The sequence below is a fragment of the Pseudochrobactrum sp. sp1633 genome, assembly GCF_030376605.1.
GTDB lineage: Bacteria > Pseudomonadota > Alphaproteobacteria > Rhizobiales > Rhizobiaceae > Pseudochrobactrum.
Window position 1 is genome coordinate 1 of sequence record NZ_JARRAE010000012.1, and the last position, 20,327, is coordinate 20,327.

22 protein-coding genes, 1 pseudogene and 1 riboswitch are annotated in these 20,327 nt (G+C 52.6%); of the genes and pseudogenes, 10 read left to right on the plus strand and 13 right to left on the minus strand.

Annotated elements, in window-relative coordinates:
* The 4 genes from P8H26_RS13305 to P8H26_RS13320 form a co-directional block, all read left to right on the plus strand.
* On the plus strand, positions 1-852 hold an 852-nt coding region (locus tag P8H26_RS13305), incomplete at its 5' end, for an MBL fold metallo-hydrolase (RefSeq protein WP_289633578.1).
* Between the two features lie 3 nt (positions 853-855).
* Positions 856-1,197: a helix-turn-helix transcriptional regulator gene (locus tag P8H26_RS13310; RefSeq protein ID WP_289633580.1), complete on the plus strand. Its 342-nt coding sequence runs from the start codon at positions 856-858 to the stop codon at positions 1,195-1,197.
* A 4-nt stretch (positions 1,198-1,201) separates the two neighbouring features.
* Entirely contained in the window at positions 1,202-1,627 is a 426-nt protein-coding gene (locus P8H26_RS13315; RefSeq protein WP_289633582.1) for a YeeE/YedE family protein, read from the plus strand.
* A gap of 12 nt (positions 1,628-1,639) precedes the next feature.
* Positions 1,640-2,050, plus strand: coding sequence for a DUF6691 family protein (locus tag P8H26_RS13320; protein ID WP_289633583.1), 411 nt, complete (start codon positions 1,640-1,642; stop codon positions 2,048-2,050).
* A 22-nt stretch (positions 2,051-2,072) separates the two neighbouring features.
* On the opposite strand, the gene thiD is transcribed toward P8H26_RS13320, so the two are convergent.
* The 10 genes and pseudogenes from thiD to P8H26_RS13370 all read right to left on the minus strand — a co-directional run bounded on the left by thiD (position 2,073) and on the right by P8H26_RS13370 (position 11,647).
* The gene (gene thiD / locus P8H26_RS13325; protein WP_289633585.1) at positions 2,073-2,906 is read right to left on the minus strand and encodes a bifunctional hydroxymethylpyrimidine kinase/phosphomethylpyrimidine kinase; all 834 of its coding nucleotides are present in this window, start codon (positions 2,904-2,906) and stop codon (positions 2,073-2,075) included.
* Between the two features lie 3 nt (positions 2,907-2,909).
* A complete protein-coding gene (gene thiE, locus P8H26_RS13330) occupies positions 2,910-3,554 on the minus strand; it encodes a thiamine phosphate synthase (RefSeq protein WP_289633587.1) in 645 nt (214 codons plus the stop codon).
* Positions 3,541-4,353 (minus strand): hydroxyethylthiazole kinase, encoded by an 813-nt coding sequence (thiM, locus tag P8H26_RS13335; RefSeq protein ID WP_289633588.1) that lies wholly within the window; start codon positions 4,351-4,353, stop codon positions 3,541-3,543. The genes thiE and thiM overlap by 14 nt, the downstream gene beginning before the upstream one ends.
* A gap of 61 nt (positions 4,354-4,414) precedes the next feature.
* Positions 4,415-4,510, minus strand: a riboswitch (TPP riboswitch).
* 44 nt (positions 4,511-4,554) lie between these two features.
* Positions 4,555-5,859, minus strand: a complete 1,305-nt coding sequence (locus P8H26_RS13340) for a glycerate kinase (RefSeq protein WP_289633704.1) — start codon at positions 5,857-5,859, stop codon at positions 4,555-4,557.
* A gap of 159 nt (positions 5,860-6,018) precedes the next feature.
* Positions 6,019-7,014: pseudogene (locus P8H26_RS18090) on the minus strand (NAD(P)-dependent oxidoreductase); the annotation flags it as partial.
* Between the two features lie 26 nt (positions 7,015-7,040).
* Positions 7,041-7,628, minus strand: coding sequence for an RES family NAD+ phosphorylase (locus tag P8H26_RS13350; RefSeq protein WP_289633590.1), 588 nt, complete (start codon positions 7,626-7,628; stop codon positions 7,041-7,043).
* A complete protein-coding gene (locus P8H26_RS13355) occupies positions 7,625-8,188 on the minus strand; it encodes a hypothetical protein (protein WP_289633591.1) in 564 nt (187 codons plus the stop codon). The genes P8H26_RS13350 and P8H26_RS13355 overlap by 4 nt, the downstream gene beginning before the upstream one ends.
* An 83-nt stretch (positions 8,189-8,271) precedes the next feature.
* Positions 8,272-9,513 (minus strand): FAD-binding oxidoreductase, encoded by a 1,242-nt coding sequence (locus P8H26_RS13360; RefSeq protein ID WP_289633593.1) that lies wholly within the window; start codon positions 9,511-9,513, stop codon positions 8,272-8,274.
* A 149-nt stretch (positions 9,514-9,662) separates the two neighbouring features.
* Entirely contained in the window at positions 9,663-10,424 is a 762-nt protein-coding gene (locus P8H26_RS13365; RefSeq protein WP_289633595.1) for an ABC transporter substrate-binding protein, read from the minus strand.
* Between the two features lie 149 nt (positions 10,425-10,573).
* On the minus strand, positions 10,574-11,647 hold the full coding sequence (locus P8H26_RS13370) for a saccharopine dehydrogenase family protein (RefSeq protein WP_289633597.1): 1,074 nt from the start codon (positions 11,645-11,647) through the stop codon (positions 10,574-10,576).
* A gap of 216 nt (positions 11,648-11,863) precedes the next feature.
* Between P8H26_RS13370 and P8H26_RS13375 the strand changes: the two genes are divergently transcribed.
* From P8H26_RS13375 to P8H26_RS13390, 4 genes are all read left to right on the plus strand, one after another.
* The gene (locus P8H26_RS13375; protein ID WP_289633599.1) at positions 11,864-12,292 is read left to right on the plus strand and encodes an Lrp/AsnC family transcriptional regulator; all 429 of its coding nucleotides are present in this window, start codon (positions 11,864-11,866) and stop codon (positions 12,290-12,292) included.
* Between the two features lie 187 nt (positions 12,293-12,479).
* Entirely contained in the window at positions 12,480-13,727 is a 1,248-nt protein-coding gene (locus tag P8H26_RS13380) for a hypothetical protein (protein WP_289633600.1), read from the plus strand.
* The gene (locus tag P8H26_RS13385) at positions 13,714-14,361 is read left to right on the plus strand and encodes a hypothetical protein (protein WP_289633602.1); all 648 of its coding nucleotides are present in this window, start codon (positions 13,714-13,716) and stop codon (positions 14,359-14,361) included. The genes P8H26_RS13380 and P8H26_RS13385 overlap by 14 nt, the downstream gene beginning before the upstream one ends.
* A gap of 268 nt (positions 14,362-14,629) precedes the next feature.
* Positions 14,630-14,776 (plus strand): DUF1127 domain-containing protein, encoded by a 147-nt coding sequence (locus P8H26_RS13390; protein ID WP_075656864.1) that lies wholly within the window; start codon positions 14,630-14,632, stop codon positions 14,774-14,776.
* A gap of 172 nt (positions 14,777-14,948) precedes the next feature.
* On the opposite strand, the gene P8H26_RS13395 is transcribed toward P8H26_RS13390, so the two are convergent.
* From P8H26_RS13395 to dsbD, 3 genes are all read right to left on the minus strand, one after another.
* Positions 14,949-15,386, minus strand: a complete 438-nt coding sequence (locus P8H26_RS13395) for a DsrE family protein (protein ID WP_289633604.1) — start codon at positions 15,384-15,386, stop codon at positions 14,949-14,951.
* A 118-nt stretch (positions 15,387-15,504) separates the two neighbouring features.
* On the minus strand, positions 15,505-16,137 hold the full coding sequence (locus tag P8H26_RS13400) for a DsbA family protein (protein ID WP_289633606.1): 633 nt from the start codon (positions 16,135-16,137) through the stop codon (positions 15,505-15,507).
* A gap of 42 nt (positions 16,138-16,179) precedes the next feature.
* Positions 16,180-18,072 carry a protein-disulfide reductase DsbD gene (gene dsbD, locus P8H26_RS13405; RefSeq protein WP_289633607.1) on the minus strand — a complete coding sequence of 631 codons (1,893 nt, stop codon included), beginning with the start codon at positions 18,070-18,072 and terminating at the stop codon, positions 16,180-16,182.
* Between the two features lie 230 nt (positions 18,073-18,302).
* On the opposite strand from dsbD, the gene P8H26_RS13410 reads away from it, so the two are divergent.
* Complete coding sequence (locus tag P8H26_RS13410; RefSeq protein ID WP_289633609.1) at positions 18,303-18,962, plus strand: response regulator transcription factor; 660 nt, start codon at positions 18,303-18,305, stop codon at positions 18,960-18,962.
* Positions 18,962-20,284 carry an ATP-binding protein gene (locus tag P8H26_RS13415; RefSeq protein WP_289633611.1) on the plus strand — a complete coding sequence of 441 codons (1,323 nt, stop codon included), beginning with the start codon at positions 18,962-18,964 and terminating at the stop codon, positions 20,282-20,284. Before P8H26_RS13410 ends, P8H26_RS13415 begins: the two co-directional genes overlap by 1 nt.
* The last annotated feature ends 43 nt before the right edge of the window (positions 20,285-20,327 follow it).

A 20,327-nucleotide genomic window follows, 5' to 3' on the forward strand; every position in this document is an offset into this window, starting at 1 on the left:
TACGATCAGCGCACCGGCTCCGTTCAATATGTTGTTGCAGACCCTGAAACGCTGGACTGCGTGATTATTGATCCCGTGCTGGAATATGATGAGAAATCCGGCCAGACTGCCACCAACCATGCTGATGAAATGCTGGATTATATCGCGCGCCGTAGCTACCGGCTCGTGCGTATTCTCGACACGCATCCCCATGCTGATCACCTTTCTGCCGCCCATTATCTGCACACCCGCACCGGTGCGCCGACATCTATCGGCGCGGAGGTCAGACAAGTGCAGAAAATTTGGTGCGAAATATATAACTGGCCGGATCTGGCCTGCGACGGTTCGCAATGGGATCATTTGTTTGAAGACGGCGAGACATTTCAAGTCGGCAATCTCGATGCCCGCGTGATCCACTCCCCCGGCCACACGCTGGCCTCGGTCACTTATGTGATCGGCGATGCCGCTTTCATCCATGATACATTGTTCATGCCCGATGGCGGTACAGCGCGCGCCGATTTTCCGGGCGGCAATGCCACGGCACTGTGGAACAGTATTCAGGCCATTCTGCAATTGCCGGAAGATACGCGTCTGTTTACCGGCCATGATTACCGGCCGAACGGCCGCGAAGCTCGCTGGGAATCCCGAATTGGCGACCAATTGCAGGATAATATTCATCTCAGTCGCTACCGCGATGAGGCGAGCTTTGTGGCCGCCCGTCAGACACGGGATTCCACTTTGCCGATACCAAAACTAATGCTCCATGCCTTGCAGGTGAATATTCGCGGCGGGCGTTTGCCGGAGCCGGAAGATAACGGACAGCGCTATATCAAAATCCCGCTCGGGCGTTTTGACGGCGCGCCGTGGGAGTAAAATATGGCTGACATTATACAATCTGTAGCCTCTGCCCCCGATGCGAGTGAACTGCGCGCGCGGGTGACCGAGGCTTCCGCCTTTCTGAAAAAGCTCTCGAACCCTGACCGCCTGCAAGTGGCCTGCGCTCTGGTTGAGGGTGAACTGTCCGTGCGCCAGCTTGAGGATATGCTCGGCATCCGCCAGCCAGGTCTGTCACAGCAGCTGGCAGAATTGCGCGCTGCCGGTCTGATCAGCGCCCGCAAAGAAGGCAAAGCCGTGTTTTATTCGCTGGCCGATGAGCGGGTGAAAATCTTCATCGCGACCATGCATCAGCTGTTTTGCGCACCGGATATAAGGACGTAATATCATGGAAAATTTTACCCCGTGGTCTGCACTCTCCGGCGGGCTGCTGATCGGGTTTTCAGCCGTCTTGCTAATGTTGTTTGAAGGTCGGATTGCCGGTATCAGCGGTATTGTCAGCAGGCTTTTCCCGCCCTATACCGACAATCGTTTTTTATCTCGCGCCGGTTTTGTGCTGGGATTACTGACAGCACCTTTTCTCTATCTGCTCTTCACCGGTGCGCTGCCAACAATCACAGTTTCATCCGATCCGGTCATGATGATGAGCGCCGGTTTGCTGGTTGGTTTTGGTGCGGTCTTGGGTAGCGGCTGCACCTCCGGCCACGGTGTATGCGGAATTTCCCGCCTCTCACCCCGCTCACTGCTGGCGACAACATTGTTCATGGCAGCCGGTTTTATCACCGTCTTCATCATGCGCCATCTTATCGGATAAAGGAGATCGATCATGTCATTTTTGATTAATCTTGTTATCGGTCTGATCTTCGGGCTGGGGCTGGTAATCTCCGGTCTGGCCAATCCTGAGAAAGTACTGAACTTTCTGGATATTACCGGCAATTGGGATCCCTCATTAGCTCTGGTGATGGGTGCAGCAGTGGTCACAACTTTCATCGGCTATCGCGTGGTTTTTGCCCGTCAGAAACCGCTCTGCGCTGTTGGTTTTGATGTGCCTGCAAACCGTAAAACCGACAAATCCCTGATGACAGGGGCAATCCTGTTCGGCATCGGCTGGGGGCTTGGCGGTATTTGTCCGGGGCCTGCCATCACCACTGTCGGCTTAGCCGCAACCGGAACATTGATCTTTGTACCGGCGATGATTGTCGGCATGTTGATCGCCCGTAAAGTCAGGGCTTCCTGATCACTCAGGAAGCCCCCACTTATCAGTTCATTTGATCAATCGAATGAAACACAGGGCCGTGACCGACTGATCGGCCATTTCCGTCTTTCATACCAACTTTAAGCTGATGCGCAGCGCCAATCGCCCGCAGCAGATAGGCCTTGGCCTCGCGCACCGCATCCGGCAATATATTGCCTTTTGCCAGTTCCGCCGCCAAAGCGCTGGAGAGCGTGCAGCCGGTGCCGTGGGTATCGGGCGTTTCAACACGCGGCGCTTCAAACCACATATTATACTCAGCATTCAGGAGCAGATCAGGGCAATGCTCTCCAGTCATATGACCGCCCTTCATCAGCACGGCTTTGCAACCTTTAGCCAGCAAAGCACGGCCTTGGCGCTCCATATCTTCACGGTTTTCAGCCATCGGTTGTCCCAGCAATGCCGCCGCTTCCGGCAGGTTCGGCGTCAGCAAAGTTGCCAGCGGCAGCAATTTCTGCGTCAGACTTTCCACCGCCTGCGGATCAAGCAATGCTGCGCCGCCTTTGGCAATCATCACCGGATCAAGCACAATCTGTAAATCCGGTTGTTTGACAAGCTGCTCCTGCAAAACCTGCGCCACGCGGTCAGAAATCTGCGCATTCACGATCATACCGATCTTAACCGCATCGACGCGCACATCGCTAAAAATCATGGTTAATTGCTGGGCAACAAAATCTGCCGGTACAGGGAAAACACCGGAAACGCCCTGTGTATTTTGCGCTGTCAGCGCTGTTAGCGCCGCCATGCCGTAAGTGCCTCGGGCAGCAAAGGTTTTCAGATCAGCCTGAATACCGGCACCGCCGGACGGATCGGAACCGGCGAGAGAGAGAACATTTTTCATGACTTAGCCCTTTGCTCCACGGAAATGAGCAATCGCCGCATTGAAAGCACGCGCTTCCTGTTCAGGGCTCTCCTGTCCGCAAATCGCAGACACCACAGCCAGACCATTAACACCGGTTGCCAGCACATCTTCCACATGCGGCAGTTTAATGCCTCCGATTGCCACGGCTGGCAGGCCGTTGTGCGAGTAAACCCGTTTCAACCCGTCAAAACCGATAGAGGGCGCGCAGTTCTTTTTGGTAGCGGTCGGGAAAACTGGGCCGATGCCAAGATAATCAACCACAGCACTATCCGCTTTAGTGGCCATTTCTGCAGTCTGTACCGACAGACCGAGGATCATATCCGGCCCGATTTTTGCACGCACCTGTTCCGGCGAGCCGTCATGCTGGCCGATATGCAAACCATCCGCACCAACAGCAATGGCAACATCAACATTGTCATTGATAATCAGCTTGGCATTGGTGCCTTCAAGCGCCGCCTTCAGCGCTTTGGCGGTTCCAAGTATCTCTTGCTGACTGGCATCTTTATCACGCAACTGCACCATTGTAGCACCGCCGCGCACCGCTGCGATTGCGGTTTCTACCATACCCAAACTGCCGCAAAGCTCGCGGTCGAGAACGAGATAGAGCGACAGATCAAACTGTTTCATAAAATTGTACCTTTGCCTGAGACTGGAATTGTGCGGGGGAGAGCGCATAAAGCGCATCAATAAAATTTATCTGGAAGCTGGCGGGGCCTTTTGCCTGCAAGGCGGCGTGCTCTCCGGCCACGGCATACATAGCCAGAGCTGCGGCAGAGGCCTCGAGAGCAGAGACTTTATGTGCAGCGACAAAAGCACCGGTCAGGCAGGTCAGCGCACAACCCAAAGCCGTGACTTGCGGCATCAGTGGCGAGCCGCCGTCAATGCGCAAAGTTGTCTGACCATCGGTGACAAGATCATAAGCGCCGGTCACCGCGACTGTGCATTTATGCTGCTGCGCCAGTTGTTGTGCCGCATGGTGCGCGCTACCGGCATCATCACCGCTGTCTGCGCCTTGTCCGCGCGCGGAAAAACCGGCAAGCGTCAGAATTTCCGATGCATTGCCGCGGATGACGGTTGGCTTCAGTGCCAGAAGTTTTTGCACAGCATCGCGGCGGAAAGTTGAGGCAAAATGCGCAACAGGGTCAAAAACCCACGGAATATTATGCGCATTGGCGGCTTCAACCGCTGTAAACATACCTTGCAGCCAGAGCGGCGACAGCGTGCCGATATTGATCGTGACCGCACCGCATAATTTTGCGAACTCTCCTGCCTCTTCCTGCGCATGCAGCATGGCCGGTGAGGCTCCGGCAGCCAGAACCACATTGGCAGCCGTATTCATCGCCACGAAATTAGTGATGCATTGTATGAGGGGTTTACGTTGCCGCATGGTTTCCAGCATCACGCCGAAATCCGGTAAATTTTTCATATCAGCCCTCCGCAACGGTGAGGGTCTGACGCGGGGCCGTTATCGTCGCTGTTGCGAAAAGCCGCCCTTTGATCTGACTCCCTCCGCCGGCATTATCCGGTTCAGGTTCAAAGGGTACTTCTCAGCCGGTATGATCCGGGCGCCCCTGTCTCTCATCTTCATTATGGCAGAGCGAAATGCGGCTGTCCACCGCTCGCAAGTTCAGTTGATTAATATGGCACGGAAATCATTGACATTTGTGCCGGTCGGCCCCGTCACAAACAGATCACCACTGGCATTGAACGCACTCCAGCTGTCGTGCTCTGCGAGAAATTGTTTCGCATCAAGACCAAGCTTCGTCATGCGCTGAATTGTGCTTCCATCAGCAAAAGCACCGGCATTATTTTCCGAGCCGTCAATACCGTCCGTATCCGCAGCCAAAGCATGGATATTCACGAGCCCAGCAATATTCAGTGCCAATGCCAGCATAAATTCGCTATTGCGCCCGCCTTTCCCTGCTTTTGAACCGGAGCCGAGCGTTACCGTTGTTTCACCGCCCGAAAGCAGCAGAAGCGGCTGGCCGGATGTGCGGTTGCGTGCCTGATACTGCGCCATTGCCCCATGTATCAGCGCAATGTCTTTCGCTTCACCTTCAATGGAATCCGATAGAATGAGCGTCTCAACGCCTTGTGCTTCGGCCAGTTTTGCAGCTGCCTTTAGTGATTGCGCGGCACTGGCAATAATATGGTGACTGTGCCGCGCAAACACCGCATCATCCGGCTGCGGAGCATCCGCTGCTTCACTTCGCAAATGTGCCATCACCTTTTCCGGCAACTGCATCTTATAATGTTCAATATATTTCAGTGCATCATAGCGCGTTGCACGGTCGGCAATTGTGGGGCCTGAAGCAATCAGCGCCGGTTCATCGCCCGGAATATCTGAGACAATCAGGCTGACCATGCGGGCAGGTCCTGCCAAAGCTGCCAGCCTGCCGCCTTTAATCGTGGAGACATGTTTGCGAATGACATTCATGACACTGATCGGCGCGCCGCTGGCGAGCAGTGCAGCATTAACCGCCTGCTCATCGGCCAGTGTCAGCCCCTCCGGTGGCGCAGGCAGCAAAGCCGAACCGCCGCCGCAGATCAGCGCCACAACCAGATCATCTTCGTGGAGATTTTTCAGCGCGGCTTTTAACTGTTTTGCTGCTTCCAGTCCGGCATCATCCGGCACCGGATGTGCGGCTTCCAGCACTTTGATAAAACAGCATTCTGCACCATAACCATAACGGGTGACAACCACACCCTGCGGTGCAGGGTTACCGGCCTCAACCCATAAAGCCTCAAAAGCCTGCGCCAGTTGCGCAGCGCCTTTGCCCGCACCGATCACAACCGTTCTGCCCTTTGGTGCTTGCGGCAAATAGGGTTTGAGACAATGCAGCGGATCAGCTGCCTGCACGGCTGTTTCAAACAGCGATTTGAGGAATTGCCGCTCTTGCCCTTTTTTGAGTTTCGCCTGCGGGCGCCCGATACCCTGCGGCAGCTGGCTGCCACCATAGCTGTAACCGGCAGGGATCGCGCCAACTGCATTGATGACACGGCGCTCGGTAATCGCCGCGAAAATCTGGTCAACGGCCTGTTTTGCTCCTGCCAGCCGAGATGGGTGATCGGTATCAGCTGCTGCATGAGGCAGCAGAAGCATGCGTTGCGGGTATTTTTTTGCCAATGGCAAATAAGGCGCCAGCGGCCCAGACAGAGTGCCGTCTTTTTCAAACAGGTCGGCATCCACTGCAACATTGCGGATATGTCCGCTCTGCATCAGCCGTTCAAGCGCCGCAACATCCACCAGCTCGCCACGGTCATAATTGATGACCATTGCGCTTGTCGCCATTGCCGTCAGAACATCGTGACCGACAAGATCCTGATTGCTGTAGCGTCCTGTTTCACTATTCAGCGCACCTAGTCCCAGATGCACGCTCAATACATCAGCATTTTGCGCAGCCTCTTGTGGTGTCGTCGCATAAGTATAGCCTTGGCTTTCAATCCATTGGCGGTGATGTTCGCGTGCATAGATCACCACATCCATAGCAAAGGCTTTGGCGAGTTTTGCCACTTCCATGCCAATATTGCCGCTGCCGAGGACTGCAAACTTACATCCTTCCAGACCAGTGCTTGGAAAACGTGCCAGATCGCGGCCGGTATCGAATTTGCCTTCCAGCACCTGCGTATAAAGCGCTTCCGTATCCAAATCAGGACGAAACTGTAATAGCGCTTTCAGCACCATTTGTGCGGTGATACGGCTATTGATGCCCGGTGTATTCATCAAAGGCGCTGTGCCGGAAACCCATGATTGCGATTGCATATTGCCGGTACCGGCACCAATACGCACCCCGCCCTCGGCAAACAGGCATTGTGGCGGGATACGGGTGGCGGCTGCAATTACCGCATCATATTGCCCCTTCCCTGCAACAGCTGTCAGTTCTTGTTCAGTGCTCAAATCAGGGCAATAGAAGAAATGCAGCTTACCAGCTGCGAGTTCCTGCCCTGCTTGCAAAGCATGGTCGTGGAAGACCCCGCCTTTGCCTTCAATGTAACGGCGGATTTCATGCCATTGATGCTTACCTTCCGCATCCAGCCGCAACTCCAGATGATCCGCAATCAGGATTTTGGCAGTTTTGTCCGGCATGATTTCAGTTTCCTTAGTGGTGATTTTTAAGGTGCGATACCCAGATTATAGTGATTGGCAATTTGCCAGAACCAGTCTGCATCAAGATCAGCCTGCCGCTCAGCAATGCTGATATGCTCCGCGCAATGATCAAACAGCGCGTAGCAAAGCTGCTCATCATCGTGGCGGGCATAATAGGCAATGCCATCTATCTGTGCAGGATGGTTGTGCAGCGCTTTTGACCAGTTTTGCGCGGTATCGTAAGGCAGTCCGCTATGCAGAACCTCTGCCGTTGCACCAAGAATAGCAAGGCCGCGCCCTGCAAGCTTAGCCAGCTTCAAGGGTGCGGTCAGTTCCAGCTCCACATGCGCTTTCTTTTGCAAAAGCCCCAGATCAATCAGGCTGCGGCCGGGTTCGCGTAAGAATGTTTCAGCAAAAGCGCCTTCCCGAGCGGCGGCAGTATACAATACACCATAGGACGCATCCGGCGCATTCAGCCTGCCCATATCCGAGCGGTCGAAATAGACAGGCTCAAATGCTGCCGTGTGAAAGCGATATAATTTGCTCCCCGCAGCCAGAGGCATCAGCTCAGGCTGTCGGGAAGCCAGATTGTGCGGTGGTTGCGGCCCGCTCACGCGCCTTGCAGACCATTCAGCCGTGCAGCTTCCAGCACCGGCTCAGTCTCACCGCGGCGCAACAGTTCAATCGGCTTTTTGCCGTTGAGCCGCTCATCCGGCCTGCTCAGAAAGTTCAGCAGGAACCACGGATTAGCACTGCCAAGTGCCTGCCGCACAGCTTTCAGTCCGGCAACAATACTGCCGTCATTGAGAAACTGAATTGTCGGATAGGCACGGCGGTTGCCGGGCCCAGGAACTGCAAGCAATGAGCCATCCTGCACGCGTTTATCAACAGCCTGACGGGAAATACCCTGCAATAACAGACGCACCTGCTCCAGCGTGTAGGCACCGCCCGCTTCACGCAGATCCTGCTGAGCAATCTCAAGACCACGCAACAAAGCCATAGCACGGGCATCCGGCTGGTAAGCATCTCTGGCAATAACAGCGCCCGCAGTTTTATGCGCGGTCTGTCTTTTCGCAGTCGCGCGCAACGTTGTGCCGGAGCGCGCCTTTGCCTTGGCAGTCAGCGTTTGCCGTGCTTTCTTGGGTTCCTGTGCATTCTGCGTTGTCTGTACCATTATCATCTCCTGATCTTAAAGATGATACTGCACAGAGGCGTTGTCAACCTTGCTGTTGTTGTCAAGGTTGACAAAGTTTCCTATTACATAAAACGACCTGCAGAATATGGCTCTGCCGGAATGAACGGTTTTTCTTGCGTCATCAGTTCTGCCAGCAGACGACCGGAGGCAGGCCCCAGTGTAAGACCATGATGCGCATGACCAAAATTCATCCACAGTCCCGGCTTGTTCGGCACCTGACCGATCACCGGGCGCATATCCGGCATACAAGGACGCAAACCTAACCAAGGTTGGCTTTCAACCGGCTTACCCAGCGACGGCAGCACTTTACGCGCCCGTTTTTCGGCACGATCCAGCAGGATACGGTTGGCCGGTGCATCCGGTGACGCGAATTCAATACCGGTTGTGAGACGCATGCCCTGACGCATTGGTGCCAGCACATAGCCGCCTTCCACTTCAACCACCGGATGATTGAGCGCTGCATCATCATTGAGCGAGAAATGCAGATGGGTGCCGCGCTTGACAGCCATTGGCAATTGCAGACCGGCTTTTTGATAGATGAGATGTGACTGCGGTCCGAGCGCGGCCACAACATTGCGCGCTTGCACCGGCTCTTTGGCCTGCACAGACCAGCCATCGCTCTGCTGTTGCAATGTGGAAGCATCACCATGCAGGAAAACGCCGCCTCTCTGCACGAACAGACCGGCATAGGCTTTCACCAAAGCGGAAGGATCACTCACGGTTTTCGGATCGAGCCAATGCACTGCACCGGCAATATTGCGCATGGATGGTTCTGTTGCCGCAAAGCCGGAACCGTCGAGCACTTTATACTTCAGGCCAAACCGGTCGAGATCCGGCAGATTTTTAACGAAAGCATTGAAAGCCTGCTCACTGCAAAACGCTTCCAGCCAACCTTTGTCCTGAATCAGCCCCTGACAATCTGCCTGTTCAATCAGGAAATCATGTTCTGTCACGCTTGCTTCAACGAGCGGCAGCATGGCTTCCGTGGCTTTGGCAAGTCCGGCGGCAGATGAATTGCGCCAGAACTGAAACAACCACGGCGCCAGTTTCACCATATAGGCCGGATCATAACGCACATCGGTGCGGTTATTCAGGGCGTATTTTACGAGATTGGAAAGTCCGCGCGGAAAAGAATAAGGAATAACGCTGGAGCGCTCAATCAGACCGGCATTGCCGTAGCTGGTGCCTTCTCCGGGATCTTTTTTGTCGACGAGACAAACGGCATGACCGCGAGCCTGCAAATGAAGGGCGGTGCTGACACCGATAATGCCTGCCCCTAAAACAATGGTATCGAATTTACGCATGATATAGCCGGAAAATGCGGGTCACAAACGACTGGAACAGAAGTATCCGGTCAGCAGCTTTGCCACGCAACAACAGAGAAATATGAAATTTGAAGTGAAATGAGCGCGCAATGATGCGCGCCCACCAAATGCTTTAGCAGCTATAGCGATCAATAAATGTCGAAGTCGAAATACTTCTTCATGATCTTGTCATAGGTGCCGTTTTTGCGGATGCCATCAATCGCCGCATTGAACTGGGCTTTCAGATCGTCATTGCCTTTTTTCAGAGCAATGCCGGTTTCTGTCTGGGTGCCCGGAACATCTTCCAAAATATGACAGCAGCTGCCGGCTTCCGTTTTCAGCCAGTCCATGACAGGGAACTTATCAGAAATCATCGCATCCAGACGACCGGTCTTGAGATCGGCATTGGCTTCATCTGCGCTGACATAGAGTTTGACTTCGGCACCTGCTTTGGCAAACACGTCTTCAGCATAAATAGCCTGTGTGGTACCGCCCTGCGCGCCGATTGTTTTGCCGGAGAAGCTTTCCGGTTTCACATCTTTAATGGGGCTGTCTTTCGGTACGGCAATCGCCAGAGGGGTGGAGTAATATTTATTGGTGAAGTCGATCTGTTTCTGACGCTCTTCGGTGATGCTCATGGATGCGATAACCGCATCAAATTTTCCGGCCTGCAGACCCGGGATCATGCCATCCCAGTCATTAGCAACCAGAGTACATTTCGCTTTCATTTCCTCACAAAGCGCATTGGCAATATCAACGTCAAAGCCTTTCAGCGTACCGTCAGCATCAACAAAGTTGAACGGAGGATAGGCACCTTCGGTGGCGATGCGGATTTCTTTCCATTCTTTAGCGCCAGCTGATGTTGCAATAGCAGCCAGTACCAGACCGGCGAATAAAACTGATTTACGCATAGTTCCCTCATTTATGTCGTAGAAATCGTTATTTCCGAGGGTAGCTAAACAGAAAAACGGGACAAAGGAAAGCCCCTGCCCCGTTTCTCATTTCATGACCATATTCTCATCGCGCATCACATGAATGATGCGCGACAGGGACGGTTGAATTACGCGTAAACTTTACCGAAGCGGTTTGCGAGGAATGCATCCAGCGCAATATCTTCCTGCTTCATGAAGCCCTGTGCAGGGATGCTGCCGTCAGCAAGCATATCAACAACAGCGCAGATTGCGGAAGCTGTGGTAACCTGGATACCGGTCATTTCCAGCTCGCCCTGAGTCTGGTTGTAAACCTTGTTTGCATAGGTTTCCTGAGTCAGACGGCCATCCTTGTAACCGGTTACGGTTACGAAAATAACGATAACGTCCTGCTGGGTGCCCGGAACGGATGTTTCCAGAACTTCCTTGAACAGGTCGCGACGGTTGCGCAGGCCCAGATCGTTGAGCAGTGTTTTGAAGATTGCGCAATGGCCAGGGTAACGGATAGTGCGGTAGTTCAGGGTGCGCACTTTACCTTCAAGGGTTTCTGCCAGAGTGCCAAGGCCGCCGGAAGTGTTGAAGGCTTCATAGGTTACGCCTTCGAGCGAGAATTCTTCACGCTCTTCCATCGCAGGAACCATAGTCAGCTTGCCGTTTACGATCGCTTCGCAAGGCTCGATATATTCGTTGATAACGCCGTCCGTGCTCCATGTCAGGTTGTAGGTGATGGAGTTGGTCGGGAACTGTGGCAGGGCGCCAACGCGCATGCCGATGGATTCCAGCTTGTCGAATTTCTTCGCCAGATCGTAAGCAACGATCGAGATGAAGCCCGGAGCCAGACCGCACTGTGGAATGAAAGCGGTTTTAGCTGTTTTCGCCAGTTCTTTAACGTGGCGTGTGCTTGCAACGTCTTCAGTCAGGTCGAGGTAGTGAACGCCGGCTTTAGCAGCAGCATCAGCAATGCGGATTGTCATCTGATAAGGCGCTGCGCTGAGAACGGCAAATTTGCCGGCCAGAACGGCTTCAAGAGCTGCGGCATCAGCAATATCAACAACCTTGGCAGTGATATTCTTTTTGCCTGCAAGGGCTTTCAGCTGTTCTTCCGAACGGTCTGTTACCGTTACATTATAATCACCGGTGTTACCCAGAAGCTGTGCAATTGTTACACCGATCTTACCGGCACCAACGACGACGACGTCTTTCATGATTGACCCTTTATTATATCTGCCTGAGTGTCACAGCCTGTGCCTGCGCAACAAGAGAAATGTAACACTTTAATAATACTGTACTATTTGTTGGGTACTTTGATTCATTCCCAAAAAATGATGGCATAGAGTCGCAGAAATTTCGTCAAAAAGAAGTATCTAAAATGACGGAATGACGCTATATATTTGGACGAAGTGACGTTAACGAGGTTCAAAATGACGACGAAAGCCGATATGGCCCTGATTGCTCTTTTACGCGAGAATGCCCGCGCATCGACAGCAACACTGGCCAGGCGGCTCGGCGTATCACGAACAACCGTGCAGAGCCGTATCGACAGGCTCGAAAAACGCGGCGTTATTACCGGCTATACGGTTAAACTATCGTCCGAACATGAGAGCCATCTGGTGCGCGCGCATGTGCTGGTAACCGCTCTGCCGAAATTTTCACCAAAGGTTGAAATCGGACTCAAAACAATGCTGTCCGTGCGCTCGGTGCATTCAATCAGCGGCAATTTTGATATGATTGTGATTGTGGAAGCCCCGTCCATCGGCGAGCTTGATAGTGTGCTGGATCAGATCGGCGCGCTGGAAGGCGTTGAACGCACAATGTCTTCCATTATTCTCTCCACACGGATTGAGCGCTGAAGCTCAGCTTGTGCAGGCAGGCTGCAGCTCCTCAAATATAGTATATTCTGAAATAGTTTTGCAGTCATATCTAATATTAGTGGTCTGAGCAGAACAGGAATTATTACAGAAATTAGCGCTGCCATTTTTATCCCCGTAGTATATGTAGTCTTTGCATCATATTTAGGCAAAAACCGCGGGGGTAGTCTTGCTTAAAACCTATAAAGGCATTCGCCAGCTTATCAGCGCGGGTGTAATTACGTGCACGGCAATCGCTTTCATTTATTCCAATCAGTTTGCAGCGCTCAAACTCGCTTTAAACTGGTGGGATCCGTTTGCAATTTCTCATTACAGACTCTCCGCCTTAACTACGGACGAGTTTATTTCTGAAATTCAGAGCGCTTTGGATGAAGATGATATTGCAGAGGCGCAAAATCTCGTCACCTTGGCAACAGATTACGGGCACACACTTCCGCAGGAACTGGTGGCAAATACCGAAGAAGGTTATCTGGCAGCAACCTACCGCTATAGCTCCGGTTTTGTGAATGGATTTATCTATGGCGAAGTCGATTCCGTTAACACACTGCTCGGTAGCCTAGCATCCGATTATGTTGGGTATGGCGACCTGAGAGACATATCGACAGAAGGCACAAAGTTCGTAACAGGTGAAAGCTATGATGCGATCACCTTAGGTATAGCTGCAGTCGGTTTATCTACATCGGTTGTAACCTGGAGTTCTAAGATCGCCTCTTTGAACCCGATTAATGCACCTGTAACTGTACCCGTAGCATTAGCTGCCGCTCAGGCTGATAAAGGCGCGTCATTAATAAAGGGCGCATACAAGACCCGAAAACTGTCGCGACCGCTCATTGAGAAAATAACGGCCGTTTCTTCCAAGCTCATCAATAAACCCGCCTTAACAAAGGCATTAACGAGCCCTGAGCCATTATACAAAATCCCTTCACTATCGAAGATGACAACAGCCGCTAAGAATATTGACTATAAGAAATTGCTTAAAGGCGATTTCACTGATTCAGAAACCATTTTGTATGAAGCGAGCCCGCTTGATCTCGCAGCACTGGGAAAAAGATTTGACGGCGTTATAAATACAAGTGCCGTCAAAGAACTGGATGACCTTGTCTCAGCATCCGGAAAGTTGCTCTCCAGTGCCGGTGTCAGCACCTCTATGCGGGCGCTGGCCTATGCCGATGATGCAAAAGACTTGCGTAAGTTCGCCAAACTATCTGATAAATTCGCCGAGAAAACTTCATCCGTCATCAAGCTGCTTGGCAAAAATGCCATCAGGCTCGGCAAGCTCCTGTACTTGGTTATCTCCATTCTGATCTCTGTTGCGATCTGGCTCGCATGGGCAATTTGGCTTGTTTATTCGCTGTCAAAGTCAACCTACCGCATAATTGCCCGCAAGAAAAAACGAGTTGCCCATGAAGCTCTCTAGTCCGACAAAATTATCCATGCTGGCAGCAGGTGCCGGCGGGGCAGCAGTTGCAGGCTTCGGATTGGCTGCCGGTCGTGACTTATATAAAAGCACCAAGAGGAGTGTCGGTTTGCTCCTCTTATTGGGCGCAGCACTCGTCTGTCCGTTTATCGGCGGGCGCGGTCTTGTCAGGGGGCATGACCGTGGTTTTTTAGGAACGCTTTTCCTGACCTGTATCAGCAATTTTTTGCTTATAGCGCTGGGCATTGCCGCATCGTCAGCAATAGTCTTCTACTTCATTGCTGCGGGAGCCACCCAGTCCAGTCCTGCCACAATATCCGGCGCGATTTTCATTGGCGCAAGCGCAACACTGCTTATGACAGCAGCCGGTATTTTAGTCGGCTTATTCCAACGACCTAAGCGCCTTAAAATCTTTACCGTTGCACACGCAAACGAACGCTTCATGCATGATCAGGGTTTTCAGGAGACGAACGGAACCGACATTACGCATTATGATAAGAGCGGTCATGCTTTGCGGTTTCTTGAAGCGCATCCGAACAAGATCGTTTTTATGGCCGTTGGCAGACGCGGTAAACGCGCATTCATTAATCTCGATAAAGACGGCAGAATGATAGGATATACCGGCGTCCAATAAAGAACTGCATAGCTCAGGTGCCGGTTTTGCAAAAATGCAGCCTTTATAAGAGCCTGACCACGATTGTGGCCGCTTCTGGGCTGCATACAGAGCATTTTGGGCAAGTTTTTCAATTAAAACGATGATTATGACAATTTGATGCGTAGGGATGCGTTTTCCCAATCTGAATAAGCAACGCTGCTATGCAAATTTGTCTCTGCTCATTTCTGATCACAAGGGCTATATACAACTCAACAAACAACGACATAAAATTTTCTAGGTGAGAAACATGAACCTGATCCGCTCTTACAATAACTGGCGCCGTTACCGCAGCACAGTAAACGAACTGAACCGCCTCTCAACACGCGAACTGAACGATCTCGGCATCCTGCCTGCAGAAATTCCGTTTGTAGCTCGCAAGGCAGCTCAGCGCTAATAAGAATTACAGAGATATCAAACCTGAGCCTCCCTCCTCCTCCCAACTCAGGTTTGATTGAAGACCGGTCTCCCTCCTCCCAACCGGTCATTCATTGTAACGCCCGATGCTCCTCCCAGCGTCGGGCGTTTACTTTTTCTGCAACCTGAATTTTTTGCTGAAAGCCCGTCAATCAAAGATGGATATAGGCAAAGCCCTGCATTTGCAGGTAGCCAAGTTCTGCAACGCCGCTTGGCACAATGTCATTCTCTGCAACGCGGCAGAGATTTTTCGGCTCCAGAGCCCGCGCGCGCAATGTATTAGCGCAGACCAGAAAACGAACGCCCTGTTCGTGCAAACCATCAAAACGGTTTTTTAGAGTTTCGTCGGCTTCAACAATGCCGAACAGATCAACCCCCGCACCATGACAAACGACATGAATGGCAAAGCCGTCCGGTGTTGCATCGCTGCGAAGTGCCTGTACATGATTTGTCAGTGATGTGAGCAGACTTGCCATATAGGCTTTTGTGTCTGCGGGGCTCGCATTTATATGAGCGCCATTATTATGATAGACGATCCGCTGTTCAACGGGACTGTGATAGCGGTTGTTGTTCAGCGGATCGCTCATCATATTTTTCCATTCAGAGGACGACGACTTTTGTGTCGTTCACACTTACTGGCAATATTGGTATTACCGGTAAATTCCAGAGCGGTATTATACCGAAGGGTAATAAAACCGCTCTGTCTCGTTATTTCGCAGCCTTTTCACGGGCGCGGGCATCAGCAACAGCCATCTTGAAACCGTTATAATCCAAAGCCATTGCACGGAACGGCCCGATCAGATGGGTTGGAGTGCCCTCAACGCCGATGGACTCCGCCTGCGCCATAACACGTTTAAGCTGCGCAGTGATTTTGCCGTTGTTCTTGTTCAGATCAGCCTGCAACTGCTGCATATCAGCGCCAGAGGCTTTGACCGCATCAAGCATCGCCTTTTTTGAGACTTTGCCACCCGGAATAGACATCAGTGCTTTATGCACCAACTCATATTTACCCTGATACTGCGCCGCCAGTGCCAGCTGGGAACCATAGACCGAGGATTCTGTCAGTATCGGCCATTCTTTATAAACAAGGCGGATATTTCCGTCTTCCTTCACAATCCGCGCCAGATCCACACCGGACTTTTTGCAATAAATGCAGTTATAATCGGTGAAGACAACAATGGTCAGATCACCTTTCGGATTGCCGCCAAGCGGCGCTTCCGGATCATAGAGAATACCGTTGATATCAACATCCTGCGCAAGCGCTGCCTGTTGTCCGGCGAGCAGCAGAGAAGCACTCAGCGCGATGCCGGAGGACACTTGAAGAAACTGGCGGCGTTGCATTGGGTAACTCCTGTTATACTAAAATAAAATCGCGTGTTGTGTTCACAGACCAAGCGCCTGCAACCGGTCATTCAGCTTTGCTGAGGTCAGCTCACCGATGACACGGTTATGCGTTTGCTCTTTTGCCGTTTGCGCTTCAAGGAACATCAGCGTTGGCGGGCCGGCAACATTAAAACGCTGCATCAGATCACGGCTGGCATCCGAATATTCGGTAATATCGGCCTTGATGAGTGTCAGATTGCCGAGCCTCGCCGCATATTCCGGTTTTTTCATCAGTTTTTCATTGGCCTTGCAGGTCACACACCAGTCTGCGGTGAAGTCAACCAGCACCGGCTTTCCGGTCGCCACGGCTTCGCTCATTGCCAGATCATATTCGGTTGTCGTTTTGACAATTTTGGCCTGTTGCACCGGTGTGCCCTGAGCAATCTGCGTGGCATTGCCCTGCAAAAAACCTAACGGCTGCCACGGATCGGTAGAGCCACCAGCAAAACCGACAAGCAGCAATGTTCCGTAAATCAGCGCAACAATACCGGTCGTTTTTTCCACCCGCATCAGCGGCGTGCTTTTGGTGCTCAACCGGTCGAATACGCCGAGAAACACACCACAGGCCAGCGCCGTAACAGCGAGCAGCAGCATGGCATTTTCATCCGACAGCAGGCGTAGCACCATATAGATCGCCAGCCCCAGAAACACGACGCCGAAAATCTGCTTGATCGTATTCAGCCAAGGGCCGGATTTTGGCAGGAATTTTGCTCCGAAAGTCCCAAAGATGATGAGCGGCACGCCCATGCCCAGCCCCAGTGCAAACAAGGCTGAAGCACCGCGCACGGCATCTCCGGTCTGCGCCACGTAAAGCAGAGCGGCGGCAAGCGGCGGAGTAACACATGGCCCGACAATCAGCGCGGAGCCAAAGCCCAGCAATAACGCGCCGGTGATTGCACCGCCTTTTGCCGATGTGCGGCGGCTGAAATAGTTCGTCCAGGCTTGCGGCAGCTGCAATTCGTAATAGCCGAACATAGAAAAGGCGAGTGCCACAAAAATCAGCGCCATGAATCCAAGCGCATAAGGCGTTTGCAGTGCGGCCTGCAAATTATAGCCGGACCAGGATGCGGCAAAGCCAAGCAGAGCATAGGCAGCAGCCATTGCCACCACATAAGCCGAAGACAGCACAAAGCCGCGCCCCGCTGAAAGCTTTTCACCGGAACGGGCAAGCATGCCCGACAGGATCGGGATCATCGGAAACACACAAGGTGTGAGCGCCAGCAACAGGCCGAAGCCGAAAAATGCAGCCAGCATGAGCGTGAAATTGGAGGCCAGCCATGTGCTGACTTCCTCTGCGCTCACATCTGTCAGGCTTGCGACAAATCCGGTTTCTGCCGGTGGCGTGCTTGTCTCAGCAAAAGAGGTGTCACCCAGTGACAAATCGGCGACCGGCAGATCAGCCTGCCCCAGCCCGCCAAAACCGAGCGCGACCTTTGATATTTCCAGCGTTTGCAGATCAAGCGACTTTGTTACCGGCGGATAGCAGATGCTGTCCTCTTCACAACCCTGATAGCGGATCAGCACATGGCCGTCTTTTGGCAGGGCACTGTCTGCGACCTGTGCAAAGGCACGGTTATACAGAACCTCTGTGCTGCCGAAGTTCATATCCTCTTTGATAATGCCCTCAGTCACATCTGCTGGCAAAAGCGTGCCGTCCGGTTTCTCAACCTGTATCTTGTCGCGATACATATAAATCTTAGGTGCAATATTCCACTGCAGCTGCAACGCATTGTTCGCATCGCGCGCGACGGTCAGTTGCATAACCTCTTCAACACTGCGAACAGATTGTGCCTGCGCCTGAGGGGTAGCAAGAAAAGCAGCCGTCAAAACAACGGATAAAAAAGCGCTTAAAAAAACAAAGCTGAAAAGCTGTCTGTGAAAATATCGGAGCATATTATCCTGCGGATCGTGGAACTGTGCATGTGATTAGATGATAAGTCGCCTTGAGGCTCATCCCAGAACCGTGGCGCCGTGTTATAATATGTATATTTATCTCATGACCTTAAGTCAGCCTTAAGGCAGAAAAGTCAGGCTTGGCCAAGAATAGACCGCAAATCCGTTGCAGGTAAATATGGTTATGCAGCCCCTGAGAGAATACGGGCGGTGCGGCGCAGGAGAATGATATGCGAATTCTGGTAGTGGAAGATGATCCGGTTTTGTCAAACGGTCTTAAAGTGGGTCTTGGGCTGACCGGCGCGACTGTTGATCAGGTTGCCACTTGTGCCGATGCTCTGGTCGCACTCACGTCTTCCCGGTTTGATGCGATTGTGCTCGATCTGATGCTGCCGGACGGTTCCGGACTGGATGTGCTTAAGAAAATACGCGCGGACAAAGACCAGACCCCGGTGCTGCTGCTCACTGCGATGGATGAAACATCAGACCGCATTACGGGGCTGGACAGCGGCGCGGATGATTATATGGGCAAGCCGTTTGATCTGGATGAGTTGGCCGCACGGATCAGAGCGATTGCGCGGCGCGGTGCGGGGCGTGCGCGCGCCGTTATGGTGGCCGGTCATGTGGAGCTTGATCCTTCAAGCCTCAATGCAAAAGTAAAAGGCCAGCGTGTGCCGCTGTCGCGCAGGGAATTTGCCGTTTTATCTGCGCTGATGGAAAGGCCGGGCATTATCCGCTCCAAAAGCGATATTGAAGAAAGGCTCTATGGCTGGCAGGAGGAAGTGGAAAGCAATACTGTGGAAGTGCATATCCATAATCTGCGCAATAAAGTGGGGCGGGATGCGATTGAAACAATACGCGGCCTTGGCTACCGCATGCGGGTAACATAATGACATCGCTGCATAAAAGACTGTTCATCATTCTTGTAACCGCAACCGGTATTATCTGGGCTTGTGCGGTTGCGTGGACATATTTCAACAGTCGCAATCAGCTGGAAAATGTGCTCGACACCCGATTGCAGGAAGCCGCACGGATGGTGCACTCGCTCTTGGGCAATTCAGCGGGAATGAGTACGTCCAAAGCTATCAGCCTGCCCCATGCACATGGCAATTATGAGCGTTATCTTTCCTGCCAGATCTGGTCGCTGGATGGTGAGCTTGTCGGCAGTTCCACCGGCGCGCCGGATATCAAAATACATGGCAACACCACCGGCTTTTCGGATGAAGTGGTTGAGGGCGAGCTATGGCGTGTTTATACGATTGTTGATCCGGCAAAATCTGTGCGGATTATTGTGGCTGACCGGCTGGCTTTGCGCGACCGGCTTGTAAGTGATCTGATTAAAGGACTGCTTGCGCCGGTTATTCTGATCCTGCCATTGTTCGGGCTTCTGATCTGGGTGAGCCTTGGCCGTGGTTTGCGGCCGCTGCATGAACTGGCTGATAAGGTGCGGCAGAAAGATGCCGATGATATGCGGCCGTTGCAGGCGACAAATATTCCTTCAGAAGTGAAACCGCTGGCCGATGCGCTCAACGGGCTTTTTGTTAAAGTAGAAGCCGCACGCCGCCATGAGCGTGAAGTCACTGCTTTTGCCGCCCATGAATTGCGCACACCCCTCGCCGGTCTGAAAACGCAGGCGCAGATTGCCCTTGCCGCCGCCGATCCCGCGATTAAAGAAGGCGCATTGCAGCAAATCCTGCTCTCTGTTGACCGCACAACCCGTCTGGTGCGCCAGTTGTTGGCACTGGCAAAACTGGATGCCGATGCCTCCCCTGTTGTGACCGAAACGGTCAATCTCGGGCAGTTGGTCGAGGAGATCATTGCGCAAAACCCCGTGAGTGGCCGAAAGGTTGCAAACATGATTGATCCGGCGCTCTACGACAGCACAATCGAAACAGACCGGCATAATCTGTCGCTGATGCTGCGTAACATCTATGAAAATGCCACCCATTATTCACCGCAGGATGAGGTTATCCGTTGGGAGAGCCTGAAAACCGGCAACGGCATTATTGTGCGCGATTGCGGGCCCGGCGTCACAGAAGAGGAAGTGCCGTTGCTGACAACGCGCTTTTATCGCGGCAGCAACAAAAGCCAGACAGGAACCGGTCTGGGACTGACCATTGTGGAAACCGCGGCCAAACGCATTGGTGTGTTGTTCAGCCTGCGAAACCGCTCGGATCGCAAAGGCATGGAAGCTGAACTGCGCTGGACATAATCTGGCGGTAAACAGCAGACACAAGTTCATGATTATAGAAGTT